Origin of the sequence: Phreatobacter sp. (assembly GCF_052440005.1) — a bacterium.
GTDB lineage: Bacteria > Pseudomonadota > Alphaproteobacteria > Rhizobiales > Phreatobacteraceae > Phreatobacter.
In genome coordinates this window covers 1-12,954 of sequence record NZ_JBQVQL010000012.1, presented here as the reverse complement: position 1 = coordinate 12,954, position 12,954 = coordinate 1, and the positions used below count along the sequence as shown (strand labels likewise).

The window sequence follows — 12,954 nt, the reverse complement described above, 5'->3', positions numbered from 1 at the left end:
ACCGTCATGCTCGAGAAGACCTATTCGCCGAACGATATCGAGGCCCGCATCGCGGCCGCCTGGGACAAGGCGGAGGCGTTCAGGGCCGGACGGCCGGACCGTGCGGGCGCCGCGGCCTATGCGATCATGATCCCGCCGCCGAACGTGACCGGCTCCCTGCACATGGGCCACGCGCTCAACAACACGCTGCAGGACGTGCTGTGCCGCTACGAGCGCATGCGCGGGAAGGACGTCCTCTGGCAGCCGGGCACGGACCATGCGGGCATCGCGACGCAGCTGGTCGTCTCCCGCCAACTGGCCGAGAAGGGCATCCAGATGCGCGATCTCGGCCGCGAGGCCTTCATCGAGAAGGTGTGGGACTGGAAGGCGGAGAGCGGCGGCACGATCTTCAACCAGCTGAAGCGGCTGGGTGCATCGTGCGACTGGTCGCGCGAGCGTTTCACCATGGGCACGCGCGGTGAGGCCGGCGACCAGATGGTGCGGGCCGTCACCAAGGTCTTCGTTGATTTGCACAAGGCGGGCCTCATCTACCGCGACAAGCGGCTGGTGAACTGGGACCCGGAATTCCAGTCGGCGATCTCCGACCTGGAGGTGGATTCTCTCGAGGTGAAGGGCAACCTCTGGCACTTCCGCTATCCGCTGAAGGATGACCCGACCCAGCACATCGTCGTCGCCACGACGCGGCCCGAGACCATGCTCGGCGACACCGCCGTCGCCGTCCACCCGGAGGACGAGCGCTACCGGCACCTGATCGGCAAGACCGTGGTCCTGCCGCTGGTCGGCCGCGAGATCCTGATCGTCGGCGACACCTATTCCGATCCGGAGAAGGGGTCCGGCGCGGTGAAGATCACGCCGGCCCACGACTTCAACGACTTCGAGGTGGGCAAGCGCCACGACCTCGAGCTCATCAACATCTTCGACGCGTCGGCGGTGGTGAACGAGAACGCGCCGGAGGCCTATCGCGGCCTGCCGCGCTTCGAGGCGCGCAAGAAGGTCGTCGCCGACATGGAGGCGCTCGGCCTCGTCGACAAGATCGAGCCGCACACCCACATGGTGCCGCACGCCCAGCGCGGCGGCGCCGTGGTCGAGCCCTGGCTGACCGAACAGTGGTATGTGGATGCTGCAACCCTCGCCAAGCCCGCCCTCGAGGCGGTCCGCAAGGGTGAGACGCGCTTCGTGCCGGAGCGCTTCGCCGGCGACTATTTCCGCTGGCTGGAGAACATCCAGCCCTGGTGCATCTCGCGCCAGCTCTGGTGGGGACACCAGATTCCCGCCTGGTACGCCGAGGACGGCGAGGTCTTCGTCGCGGCGAGCGAGGCGGAGGCGCAGGCCCTGGCGGATGCGCACTTCGGCAGGGCAGGGGTGGCGCTCACCCGCGATCCCGACGTGCTCGACACCTGGTTCTCCTCGGGCCTGTGGCCCTTCTCGACCCTCGGGTGGCCCGACACGACGGGGGAGCTCACGCGCTTCTATCCGACGGCGACCCTGGTCACCGGTTTCGACATCATCTTCTTCTGGGTCGCCCGGATGATGATGCTCGGCCTCCATTTCATGGGGGACAAGCCCTTCTCCGACGTCGTCATCCACGGCCTGGTCCGCGACGACAAGGGCCGCAAGATGTCGAAGACGCTCGGCAACGTCGTCGATCCGCTCGGCCTCATCGACGAGTTCGGCGCAGATGCGCTGCGCTTCGCGCTGGTCGCGCAGGCGAGCCAAGGGTCTGACGTGAAGTTCGCCCGCTCGCGCGTCGAGGGCTATCGCAACTTCGCGACCAAGCTCTGGAACGCGGCCCGCTTCGCCGAGATGAACGAGTGCCGCCGCGTCGACGGCTTCGACCCGGCGCGCGTGCAGACGACGCTCGCCCGCTGGATCGTCGGAGAGACGGCGAAGGCGGTGGCCGAGACCGAGGCCGCCATCCAGGCCTACAAGTACAACGAGGCCGCGGGTGCGGCCTATCGCTTCGTCTGGAACATCTTCTGCGACTGGTTCCTCGAATTCGCCAAGCCGATCTTCACCGGCACCGACGAGGCGGCCAAGGCCGAGGTGCGTGCCGCCACGGCCTGGACCCTCGACCAGATCCTGAAGCTGCTCCACCCGTTCATGCCCTTCATCACGGAGGAGCTCTGGACGGTGACGGGCGAAGCGGGCCCCGCGCGCGAAGGCGTGCTGGCGCTGAGCGCCTGGCCGGTCCTGGACGGGCTCGCCGACGAGGCGGCGGAAGCCGAGATCGGCTGGCTGGTCGACGCCATCACCGCGATCCGTTCGGTGCGCGCGGAAATGAACGTCGCGCCGGGCACGCAGGTGCCGCTCGTCCTGCTGTCTCCGTCCGACAAGACCCGCTCTGTGACAGATGCTTATGGCGATCTCCTCAACCGTCTTGCGAGGCTCTCGGGGATCACCTTGGCTGCGGAGGCGCCTGCGGGATCGGTGCAGATCGTGGTGCGCGGCGAGACGCTGGCCCTGCCCATGGCGGGGCTCATCGACGTCGCTGCCGAGCGTACACGCCTCACCAAGGCGCTGAAGGAGGCGGAGAGCGACATCGACCGCTGCGACGCCAAGCTCAACAACGCCAACTTCATGGCCCGGGCGGCCGAGGACGTGGTGGCCGAGCAGCACGAGAAGCGCGCCGAGGCGGCCGAACGCCGCCGCAGCGTCGAGGCGGCTCTGCAAAGGCTGGCAACCCTCGGCTGAGGCGTCGCGCATCCCGCCAGTCATGATCCGGTAAACGCCGGCGCGCTTCGGCCGCCGGCGTTTTCGTGTCCTTTTGGCAACAGGCTGGAACGGCTCGCATCGGCGCGATCCGTTCACCATGTTTTGCCGCAATCCCGCCACAGGCCGAAGCGCAGAAATTTAGCGCAAATCCCCCGTTTCCGGCGCCCGCCGTGGAACCATCGAGTGGCCTGCGCGTAGATGACCTTCCGCCTTCGCCTTCATCGTTCCCCCGGCTGCCCGTCCGGCGTCTCCGCATCGCGCGGGGGAGCCGCCCGATGAGCGCATTCGACAAGGCTAAGCTGCCCAGCCGCCACGTGACGGAGGGCCCCTCGCGGGCGCCGCACCGGTCCTACCTCTATGCGATGGGGCTGACGACCAAGCAGATCCACCAGCCCTTCGTCGGGGTCGCCACCTGCTGGAACGAGGCCGCGCCCTGCAACATCGCGCTGATGCGCCAGGCACAGGCCGTGAAGAAGGGCGTCGAGTCCGCACAAGGGACCCCGCGCGAGTTCTGCACCATCACCGTGACCGATGGCATCGCCATGGGCCACGCCGGTATGAAGTCCTCGCTTCCCTCCCGCGAGATCATCGCCGACTCGGTCGAGCTCTCCATGCGCGGCCACGCCTATGACGCCCTCGTCGGCCTCGCCGGCTGCGACAAGTCGCTGCCGGGCATGATGATGGCCATGGTGCGGCTCAACGTGCCGTCGATCTTCATCTACGGCGGATCGATCCTGCCGGGTACGTTCCGCGGCCGGCAGGTGACCGTGCAGGATCTGTTCGAGGCCGTCGGCAAGCACTCGGTCGGCGAAATGTCGGCGGAGGACCTCGACGAGCTGGAGCGGGTCGGCGCGCCCTCGGCGGGCGCCTGTGGCGCCCAGTTCACCGCCAACACCATGGCGACCGTCTCGGAGGCCATCGGTCTCGCGCTGCCTTATTCCGCCGGCGCTCCCGCGCCCTACGACATCCGCGACGCCTTCTGTTACGCGGCGGGCGAGAAGGTGATGGAGCTCATCGCCAAGGGCATCCGCCCGCGTGACATCGTCACCCGCAAGGCACTGGAGAACGCTGCCACCGTCGTCGCCGCCTCGGGCGGGTCGACCAACGCGGCGCTGCATCTGCCCGCGATGGCGCACGAATGCGGGATCAAGTTCGACCTGTTCGACGTGGCCGAGATCTTCAAGAAGACGCCCTACATCGCCGACCTGAAGCCGGGCGGAAAATATGTCGCCAAGGACATGTTCGAGGCCGGCGGCATTCCGCTCCTGATGAAGGCGCTGCTGGACGGCGGCTTCCTGCACGGCGACTGCATGACGGTCACCGGCCGGACCATGGCGGAGAACATTGCCACGGTGCGCTGGAACCCCGACCAGGACGTGGTCTATCCGACCTCGAAGCCCATCACCAAGACCGGCGGCGTCGTCGGCCTGAAGGGCAACCTCGCTCCCGACGGCGCCATCGTGAAGGTCGCCGGCATGAAGAAGCTGCGCTTCAAGGGACCGGCGCGCTGCTTCGACCGCGAGGAGGAGTGCTTCAAGGCGGTGACCGAGCGCACCATCCGCGAGGGAGAGGTCATCGTCATCCGCTACGAGGGGCCCAAGGGTGGCCCCGGCATGCGCGAGATGCTGGCGACCACGGCGGCGCTCTATGGCCAGGGCATGGGCGACAAGGTCGCCCTCATCACCGACGGCCGGTTCTCCGGCGCGACCCGCGGCTTCTGCATCGGCCATGTCGGGCCGGAGGCGCAGGTCGGCGGGCCCATCGCGCTGCTGCGCGACGGCGACATGATCGAAATCGACGCGGTCAAAGGAACGCTCAAAGTTCGCCTTACGGCCGCCGAATTGCGGGCGCGTAAGAAGGACTGGAAAGGCCCGAAACCCACGGAATACGGGTCGGGCGCCATCTGGAAATATGCCCAGCAGGTCGGACCTGCGGTTGACGGTGCAGTGACCCATCCGGGCGGCGCCGGGGAAAAGCACGTCTATGCGGATATCTGATCGTCTTACCCTGCGTGTCGCCCTGGTGGCGACGGTGCTGGCGGCGACCCTGCCGGCGGGGGGCGCCTTCGCCTTCGACGGCCAGCCGTCGGGCGACGCGCGTTCTGCCCTCGACGCCTTCCGCGCCTATGGTCGCGCCCTGCGCGACGGGCGCACCGACGATGCCGTCTCCGCCCTCCAGTATGCCGCCAGCGGCGGCCATGCGGCTTCCGCCTGGCGCCTCGGCCGCATGTACATGGAAGGCGAGGGCGTCGCCCGCTCGGACCTCAAGGCCTTCGAGACCTTCCGCCAGATCACCATCACCCGGCGCGAGGAAGGGCCCAGTTCGCCCGACGCGCGGTTCATCTCCTCCGCCTTCGTCGCCATGGGAAACTACCTCGTCGAGGGCATCCCCAACACCTATGTGCGTCCCGATCCGGGCAAGGCGGTCGAGCTCTACTTCTACGCCGCCTCCACCTTCGGCGACGCCGACGGCCAGTTCCGCCTCGGGCGCATGCTGCTCGAGGGCAAGGGCGCCCCGCGCGACCCGCGCCAGGCGGCGCGCTGGCTGCAGCTCGCGGCGCAGAAGAGCCACCACCAGGCGCAGGCGGTGCTCGGACACATGCTGTTCACCGGGCGGGACGTGCCGCGCGCGGCGCCGCGCGGTCTCATGTTCCTGACGCTCGCCAAGGAAGCGGCGAGCGAGAACGAGCCCTGGATCAGCGAGATGTACGAGGAGGCCATGCGCCAGGCCTCGGACGACGAGCGGGGCGTTGCGCTGCGGATGGTCGAGACCTGGATCAAGACCGTCCGAAGGTGAGGGAGGCGCGTCGATGACGCTGGTCGAGCCGGCCCTGTTCACACCCCAGTCCCTCGACCATCCGGACCGGCCGCTCGGCCTCTGGCGCCTGCTGCGCACGCTCGTCCACAATCCGCTGGAGACCTGGCCGCAGCCGCTCTTCACCGAGCGTCTGTTCTGGCAGCGATTCGCCGGCCGGCCGCTGCTCTTCGTGATGGATCCCGCGCTCGTCGACGAGATGCTGGTCGCCAAGGCCGCCGTCTTCCCCAAGGCGCCGATCATCCGCCGCACCATCGGCCCTGCGGTGGGCAACGATTCGATCTTCACGGCGGAGGGCGCGCAATGGCGCTGGCAGCGCCGGGCGGCGGCGCCGCCGTTCCGCCATTCCACCATCCTCGGCTTCGTGCCCGCCTTCCACGCGGCGGCGGAGCGGACCGCCGCCGATCTCCGCTCCCGGGGTGGCCAGACCATCGACGTCGCCGAACTGATGATGGCGACCACCTTCGACGTGATCGTCGAGACCATGCTGTCGGGGGCGGCGAGCTTCGACACCAAGCGCTTCGGGCAGGAGATCTCCCATTATTTCGATACGGTCGGATGGATCGCCGCCCTGTCGATCCTGCGGGCACCGTCCTGGGTCCCCTATCCCGGCAAGCGACGCGCCCGCGAGGGCAACCTGTTCCTGAGGCGCGAGATGGCGCGGGTGATCGCGGAGCGGCGGGCAAGACCCAGCGCGACGCCCGATCTCCTCGACTTCCTCATCGCCGCAGCCGACCCGGAGACCGGGCGGTCCATGACCGACGCAGAGCTCGCCGACAACCTCCTGACCTTCGTCGTGGCCGGCCACGAGACGACGGCTCTCGCGCTCACCTGGGCGCTGTGGCTCCTCGCCAATGCGCCTGATGTCGAGGCGCGCCTCCTCGATGAGATCGAACGCGTCGTCGGCGCCGGACCGGTCGAGGCCGGTCACATCGACGGGCTGGTCTATGCCAAGCAGGTTATGCAGGAGGCCATGCGGCTCTATCCGCCGGCCCCGCTGATCCCGCGCATCGCCAGCGAGGACGTGATGCTGGGGGGCGAGACGATTGCCAAGGGCACGCCCGTCTACGTGCCGGTCTATGCGCTGCACCGCCACGTGCAAATCTGGCAGAGGCCGGAGGCTTTCGACCCCGACCGCTTCGCGCCGGACAGCGCCAGGGCGCTCCATCGCGGCGCCTACCTGCCCTTCGGCGCCGGGCCGCGCATCTGCATCGGCGCCGCCTTCGCCATGGCCGAGGCGGTGGCTATCCTGGCGACGCTGGTCAGGGCCGTGCGCTTCGTGCCGCTCGCCGGCCACCAGCCGCTGCCGACGATCCGGCTGACGCTGCGCCCCGACGGCGGCATGCCGATGCGCGTGGAGCCGCGCTAGACCCTGATCTCGCACCACACCGGCACGTGGTCGCTCGGCTTTTCCCAGCCGCGAACGTGCCTGTCGATCCCGGCCGTCACCAGCCGGTCGGTGGCCTGGGGCGAGAGCATGAGGTGGTCGATGCGGATGCCGTTGTTCCGCTGCCAGGCGCCGGCCTGGTAGTCCCAGAACGAGTAGAGGCCGCCCGAATCGTCGCAGGCCCTGAGCGCGTCGGTGAAGCCGAGCGCGGCGAGCTGCCGGAACCTGCCGCGGGATTCCGGCTGGAACAGCGCGTCGTTCACCCAGTCCTTCGGGTTCTTCGCGTCCTCGGGCATGGGGATGACGTTGTAGTCACCGCAGAGGAGGAAGGGCTCCTCCAGCGCCAGCCTGTCGCGGGCATGGCGGATGAGCCGGTCCATCCAGCCGAGCTTGTAGCCGAACTTCTCGGTCCCGAGCGGGTTGCCGTTGGGCAGGTAGAGGCTGGCGACGCGAACGGCGCCGGTGGGGGTGGAGACCACCGCCTCGAGATAGCGGGCCTGCTCGTCCGTCTCGTCGCCGGGCAGGCGGGACGTCACGTCTTCCAGCGGCAGTTTCGAGAGGATGGCGACGCCGTTGTAGGTCTTCTGGCCGTGGGTCGCGACATTGTAGCCAGCGCTCTCGAAGGCCTCGCGCGGAAAGGCCTCGTCGACGCACTTGATCTCCTGGAGGCAGACGATGTCGGGATCGCGCTCCTTCAGCCAGGCGAGGGTGTTCTCCACCCTGATCTTGACCGAATTGACGTTCCACGTGGCGACGATCATGACGGGTCCTGCGATTCTTCTCAGGGGCAGTCTAGCGCCAGCTTGGCACGCGGTCGCCCCCGCCACGACAGCAGCCGACGGAGACGAGACCCATGTGGATCGACAGCGAGGAGGCGCTGCGGGCGCTCTACGGCCAGGCCGGCGAGGCGTCCCTGACTAAGGAGGTTCCGGCGCTGACGCCGCAATATCGCGCCCTAGTCGAAGCCTCGCCCTTCTGCGTGCTCGCCACCGCCGGACCCGAGGGTCTGGACGCGACCCCGCGCGGCGATCCTCCGGGCTTCATCCGGGTTCTCGACGAGAAGACGCTGCTGATCCCCGACCGGCGCGGCAACAACCGCATCGACAGCCTCCTGAACATCGTGCGGGATCCGCGCCTCGCGCTGCTCATCCTCGTGCCGGGGGTGGCCGAGACCCTGCGCGTCAACGGCCGCGGCCGCATCACCACCGATCCCGCATTGCTGGAGCCGTCGATGATGGACGGCAAGGTGCCGGCCAGCGGCCTCGTCGTCACCATCGAGAGCGTCTATTTCCAGTGCGCCAAGGCGCTGGTGCGCTCGCGGCTGTGGGACCCGGCGGCGCAGCGCGACCGCGCGGAACTGCCGACCCCGGGGCAGATGCTCAAGGGCGCACGGGAGGGCTTCGACGCCGAGGCCTATGACAAGGCGCTGCCGGCGCGGCTCGCAGCCACGCTCTACTGATCAGAGCGAGAAGCTGGTGCCGCAGCCGCAATTGGCGACGGCGTTCGGATTCTGCAGCTTGAAGGCCGAGCCGATGAGGTCGTCGACCCAGTCGAGCTGCGTTCCCGCCATGTAGGGCAGGGATATCTCGTCGACGAGCACCGTGGCGCCGTCCTTGACGATGGCGAAGTCGTCGGGATTGCGCGTCGTGGTGAAGTCGAACTTGTACTGGAAGCCCGAGCAGCCGCCTCCCTCCACCGAAATGCGGAGCATGGAGCCCGGCGGCTCGTTCGCCATAATCCTGGCGATCCGGGCTGCGGCGCGGTCGGTGACCGTCACCGGAGGGGCGAGGGTGTCGGTGGACGTCATGGGCTTGTCTCCCCGGTTCAAGGCCGGAAACACAGGAAAGGGGGCCTGCCGCCTTGCGGCCCGGCTGTCTCATAGGTATGTGCGCCCCAGGCCCCGGTCAATCACCGCGGGGCCGTTGTGCGGAAACCGCCGGCCACGGGGCCGTACGGAAGGTCCGGGGAGCGGCATGGCCGTCGCGAGCTATTTCTATCCGCCTCTCGCGCCCTATGCCTGCGACGCCCGCAAGAGCCGCGGTCGCCTCGTCGCCGAGCCCGCTTCGCCGACGCGCACCGAGTTTCACCGCGACCGCGACCGCATCGTCCACGCCACCGCCTTTCGCCGGCTGAAGCACAAGACCCAGGTCTTCGTCTCTCCGGAAGGGGACCACTATCGCACGCGCCTGACCCACACGATCGAGGTGGCCCAGATCGCCCGCTCGCTCGCCCGCGCCCTCGGGCTCGACGAGGATCTGGCCGAGACCCTCGCCCTCGCGCACGACCTCGGCCACACGCCGTTCGGCCATACCGGCGAGGACGCGCTGGACGAGGTGATGCGGCCCTATGGCGGCTTCGACCACAACGCCCAGTCGCTGCGCATCGTCACGCGGCTGGAGCGCCGCTATGCCGGTTTCGACGGGTTGAATCTCAGCTGGGAGACCCTCGAGGGGCTCGTCAAGCACAACGGGCCGCTGATCGCGCCCGACGGGACCCCCACCGAGCGCTACCGTGAACGCGGCATCCCCGTCGCCATCCTCGAATATGACGCGCTGCAGCCGCTCGACCTCGCGACCCATGCCAGCGCCGAGGCGCAGGCGGCCGCGATCGCCGACGACATCGCCTACGACGCCGCCGACATCGACGACGGGTTGAGGGCGGGGCTCTTCACGCTCGACGACCTCGGTGACGCCGTGCCGCTGGCGCGCCAGTTCCTGGGCGACATCCGGGCCCGCTATCCCGCGCTGGAGAAGCCGCGCGAGATCAACGAGCTGACGCGCCGGGTGATCACCCGGCTGGTGGAGGACGTGATCACCGAGGCGGGCCGGGCCATCGCGGAAGTCGCGCCGCAGAGCGCCGACGACATCCGCCGCTGCGGGCGCACGCTCGTCCAGTTCTCGCCGGCCATCCGCGCCTATGACGAGGGCATCAAGGCCTTCCTCTTCGCCAACGTCTACCGCCACCCGCGGGTGGTGCCGGTCCGGCGCGAGGCGGCCGGCGTGGTCCGCGACCTGTTCTCCGCCTATTTCGACCATCCCAGCGCCATGCCACCGCAATGGTCGGCCGGCGTCGAACTGCTAGACGAGCCGCGCCGGGCAAGGCGCGCCGCCGACTACATCGCCGGGATGACCGACCGCTACGCCCTCGACGAACACCGCCGGCTGTTTGCCCAGACCCCCGATCTGCGCTAGAGGCGACCGCTTCTGGTCAGGTATCGGCATGAACATCTTCGCTCTCTTCACCCAGCACGTCCGCTCGGCCGTCGCAGGCCTCGCCTCGGAGGGCGTCGTCCTTCCCGAGGCCTCCCTCGACCGCATCGTGGTAGAGGCGCCGCGCGACCCGACCCATGGCGACCTCGCCACCAATGCGGCCATGGTCCTGTCGAAGGAAGCGGGCCTGAAGCCGCGAGACCTTGCGGAGAAGATCGCCGCGCGCCTTGCCGCCGTGCCGGACGTCGAAAAGGTCGACATCGCCGGCCCGGGCTTCATCAACCTGACGGTGAAGGCCGCCGTCTGGCCGCGCGTGCTGAAGGCGGCTGTTGAGGAGGGTGAGGCCTTCGGCCGGGCGTCGTTCGGCAAGGGCGCGAAGGTCAATGTCGAATATGTCTCGGCCAACCCGACGGGCCCCATGCATGTGGGCCATTGCCGCGGCGCCGTGTTCGGCGACGCGCTCGCCAACCTCCTGGACGTGGCGGGCTACGACGTCACGCGCGAATATTACATCAACGATGCCGGGGCCCAGGTTCAGGTGCTCGGCCGGTCCGCCTATCTGCGCTACCGCGAGGCGCTCGGCGAGACCATCAGCATCCCCGACGGGCTCTATCCCGGCGACTACCTGAAGCCGGTGGGCGAGGCGCTGAAGGCGGCCCATGGCGACCGGCTCATGAGCGCGCCGGAGGCCGAATGGCTGCCGATCTGCCGGGACGCGGCCATCGACGCCATGATGGACGAGATCCGCGGCGACCTTGCCGCCCTCGACGTCAGGCACGCGGTGTTCTTCTCGGAGCGCTCGCTGCAGACCCCCGTGGACAAGGTGCGCGGCGCCATCGAGACGCTGCGTGCCGACGGGCAGATCTACGAGGGCGTGCTGGAGCGGCCGAAGGGAGCCGACGACGACGAGTGGGAGGAGCGCGAGCAGACACTGTTCCGCTCGACCGCCTTCGGCGACGACGTCGATCGCCCGCTGATGAAGTCGGACGGGTCCTATACCTATTTCGCCTCCGACATCGCCTACCACAAGGACAAGGCGGACCGCGGCTTCCTCGACCAGATCGACGTCTGGGGCGCCGACCACGGTGGGTACGTCAAGCGCATGCAGGCGGCGCTGAAGGCGATCACCGGCGGCAGGGCCACGCTCGACGTGAAGCTCGTGCAGCTCGTGCGCCTGTTCCGCGACGGCGAACCCGTGCGGATGTCCAAGCGCTCCGGCGATTTCGTCACGCTGCGCGAGGTGGTGGACGAGGTCGGACGCGACGCGGTCCGCTTCATGATGCTCTACCGCAAGAACGATGCGACCCTCGATTTCGACCTCGCCAAGGTGAAGGAGCAGTCGAAGGACAATCCGGTCTTCTACGTCCAGTATGCCCATGCGCGTGGCCGCTCGATCCTGCGCAACGCGGCGGCCGCCATGGCCGATCTCGACCTGGCGCCGGGCTCGCTGGCGGCGGCGTCGCTGGAGAAGCTCGACGATGCCGGAGAGGTCGCCATCATCCAGCGCCTGGCCCAGTATCCGCGGCTGATCGAGGCGGCGGCACAGGCACATGAGCCACACCGCGTCGCATTCTACCTTTACGAGCTTGCGTCCGACCTCCATTCCCAGTGGAATCGCGGGAAAGATTCGCCGCATTTACGCTTCATTATGGAAAATGATCGACAAATGACCGCGGCGCGCCTTGCGCTGGTCCAGGGTATCGTGACCGTTCTCAGATCGGGACTTGCGATCCTTGGCGTCGAGGCCGTCGAAGAAATGCGTTGATCGCGCCGCGCGTATTCGTTTGCGGCGCCCACCGACGGCGGGGCCCATGGCCAACGAGAACAGTGTGCGTAGCTATCGCGATTACGATGCGTATGATCGCGGGGCCCGGGAGCCTGAGCCGGCTGTCGCCGGTCGTACGGGGAACGATCCGCTGGCGGATCTCGCCCGCATCATGGGCCAGGACGACGGCTATGCCGACCTCCTCAAGTCGGTGGCGCGTACCCGTGGCGTGACGGCCGAACCGGCCGTGGCGGAGCGTGACGACGAGATCGCCATCCCCGCCATGCCGCTGCGCGCTCCGGCCGCCGACGAGCAGGGGATCGACTGGGAAGATCTCGAGGCAGAGCTCGCCAAGCATCGCCAGGCGGCCGAGGCGGCCCCCACGGACGAGTTCCCGATGGACGACCTGCGCGGCTCGCACGAAGCCTGGCCGGGCGAGGCGGCGGCCGCCGACGATCTGGAGCGGCGCCTTGCCGCCGAATTCGAGCGCTCCTTCGAGCAGGGTGAACCAGCCGGTGGTGGCAACAGCGGCTATCTCGCTGCCGGAGCCGCTGGACTGGCCGGGGCCGCCGGCCTCGCTTACGCCGCGCGCCATCAGCAGGGGCGGGGGCAGGAACCCCAGGCCGCCGCGCCGCAGCCCGATGCCGACGTCTACGCCTACGCCGATGACGCCCCGCCGCGTCGCCGCCGCGCCGGCGTGACCGCCGTCGCTGCCATCCTCACCCTCGCGGCCCTGGGCGGCGGTGGCGTCTATGCCTACCGGTCCATGTCCGGCGCCGGACCTGCCGGCGAGCCCCGGGTCGTCCGGGCCGACACCAGCCCCGTTCGCGTCGCCGCACAGCAGGCGCAGGAAGCCAAGCCCGTCGCCGAGCGCGTCGCCGGTGGTGGCGAGCGCGTCGTTCCGCGTGAGGAGCGTCCGGTGAGCGTCCGCGAGCAGGCGGCTCAGGTCCAGGTGCCGCCGACCCCGGCCCGGGTCATTCCCCTCGCCACGAACCAGCCGGCGTCGCCGGGTGTCGTCACCGATCCCGGCCAGCCGCCGGTGCGCACCGTCAATGCCGTGCCGGTCG

Annotated in this window: 9 protein-coding genes and 1 pseudogene; 8 read left to right on the top strand and 2 right to left on the bottom strand. The window is 69.0% G+C overall.

Going from position 1 to position 12,954, the window contains the following annotated elements; all coding sequences use genetic code 11:
* The first annotated feature begins 6 nt into the window (after window positions 1-6).
* From ACT6XY_RS04850 to ACT6XY_RS04835, 4 genes are all read left to right on the top strand, one after another.
* Window positions 7-2,691, top strand: a complete 2,685-nt coding sequence (locus tag ACT6XY_RS04850) for a valine--tRNA ligase (RefSeq protein WP_444747202.1) — start codon at window positions 7-9, stop codon at window positions 2,689-2,691.
* A 296-nt stretch (window positions 2,692-2,987) separates the two neighbouring features.
* On the top strand, window positions 2,988-4,709 hold the full coding sequence (gene ilvD, locus ACT6XY_RS04845; RefSeq protein ID WP_444747201.1) for a dihydroxy-acid dehydratase: 1,722 nt from the start codon (window positions 2,988-2,990) through the stop codon (window positions 4,707-4,709).
* The gene (locus ACT6XY_RS04840; RefSeq protein ID WP_444747200.1) at window positions 4,696-5,508 is read left to right on the top strand and encodes a tetratricopeptide repeat protein; all 813 of its coding nucleotides are present in this window, start codon (window positions 4,696-4,698) and stop codon (window positions 5,506-5,508) included. Before ilvD ends, ACT6XY_RS04840 begins: the two co-directional genes overlap by 14 nt.
* A gap of 13 nt (window positions 5,509-5,521) precedes the next feature.
* A complete protein-coding gene (locus ACT6XY_RS04835) occupies window positions 5,522-6,895 on the top strand; it encodes a cytochrome P450 (RefSeq protein WP_444747199.1) in 1,374 nt (457 codons plus the stop codon).
* Here the strand turns inward: ACT6XY_RS04835 and xth are convergent.
* A complete protein-coding gene (gene xth, locus ACT6XY_RS04830; RefSeq protein ID WP_444747198.1) occupies window positions 6,892-7,674 on the bottom strand; it encodes an exodeoxyribonuclease III in 783 nt (260 codons plus the stop codon). The two genes, ACT6XY_RS04835 and xth, sit on opposite strands and share 4 nt — an antisense overlap.
* Window positions 7,675-7,766: 92 nt before the next feature.
* On the opposite strand from xth, the gene ACT6XY_RS04825 reads away from it, so the two are divergent.
* Window positions 7,767-8,372, top strand: a complete 606-nt coding sequence (locus ACT6XY_RS04825) for a pyridoxamine 5'-phosphate oxidase family protein (RefSeq protein WP_444747197.1) — start codon at window positions 7,767-7,769, stop codon at window positions 8,370-8,372.
* Here ACT6XY_RS04825 and erpA read toward each other — a convergent pair whose 3' ends face one another.
* Window positions 8,373-8,720, bottom strand: a complete 348-nt coding sequence (gene erpA, locus ACT6XY_RS04820; protein WP_444747196.1) for an iron-sulfur cluster insertion protein ErpA — start codon at window positions 8,718-8,720, stop codon at window positions 8,373-8,375. It lies immediately after the preceding gene.
* A 166-nt stretch (window positions 8,721-8,886) separates the two neighbouring features.
* Between erpA and ACT6XY_RS04815 the strand changes: the two genes are divergently transcribed.
* The 3 genes and pseudogenes from ACT6XY_RS04815 to ACT6XY_RS04805 all read left to right on the top strand — a co-directional run.
* Window positions 8,887-10,104, top strand: a complete 1,218-nt coding sequence (locus ACT6XY_RS04815) for a deoxyguanosinetriphosphate triphosphohydrolase (RefSeq protein ID WP_444747195.1) — start codon at window positions 8,887-8,889, stop codon at window positions 10,102-10,104.
* Between the two features lie 28 nt (window positions 10,105-10,132).
* Window positions 10,133-11,887 carry an arginine--tRNA ligase gene (gene argS, locus ACT6XY_RS04810; RefSeq protein WP_444747194.1) on the top strand — a complete coding sequence of 585 codons (1,755 nt, stop codon included), beginning with the start codon at window positions 10,133-10,135 and terminating at the stop codon, window positions 11,885-11,887.
* Between the two features lie 64 nt (window positions 11,888-11,951).
* Window positions 11,952-12,954 (top strand): annotated as a pseudogene (locus tag ACT6XY_RS04805) (hypothetical protein); the annotation flags it as partial.

What these genes read in the sequence shown, in the direction of transcription:
- ACT6XY_RS04850 (WP_444747202.1), top strand. Translation starts at nt 7, where the DNA reads ATGCTCGAGAAGACCTATTCGCCGAACGATATCGAGGCCCGCATCGCG.
- ilvD (WP_444747201.1), top strand. Translation starts at nt 2,988, where the DNA reads ATGAGCGCATTCGACAAGGCTAAGCTGCCCAGCCGCCACGTGACGGAG.
- ACT6XY_RS04840 (WP_444747200.1), top strand. Translation starts at nt 4,696, where the DNA reads ATGCGGATATCTGATCGTCTTACCCTGCGTGTCGCCCTGGTGGCGACG.
- ACT6XY_RS04835 (WP_444747199.1), top strand. Translation starts at nt 5,522, where the DNA reads ATGACGCTGGTCGAGCCGGCCCTGTTCACACCCCAGTCCCTCGACCAT.
- xth (WP_444747198.1), bottom strand. Translation starts at nt 7,674, where the DNA reads ATGATCGTCGCCACGTGGAACGTCAATTCGGTCAAGATCAGGGTGGAG.
- ACT6XY_RS04825 (WP_444747197.1), top strand. Translation starts at nt 7,767, where the DNA reads ATGTGGATCGACAGCGAGGAGGCGCTGCGGGCGCTCTACGGCCAGGCC.
- erpA (WP_444747196.1), bottom strand. Translation starts at nt 8,720, where the DNA reads ATGACGTCCACCGACACCCTCGCCCCTCCGGTGACGGTCACCGACCGC.
- ACT6XY_RS04815 (WP_444747195.1), top strand. Translation starts at nt 8,887, where the DNA reads ATGGCCGTCGCGAGCTATTTCTATCCGCCTCTCGCGCCCTATGCCTGC.
- argS (WP_444747194.1), top strand. Translation starts at nt 10,133, where the DNA reads ATGAACATCTTCGCTCTCTTCACCCAGCACGTCCGCTCGGCCGTCGCA.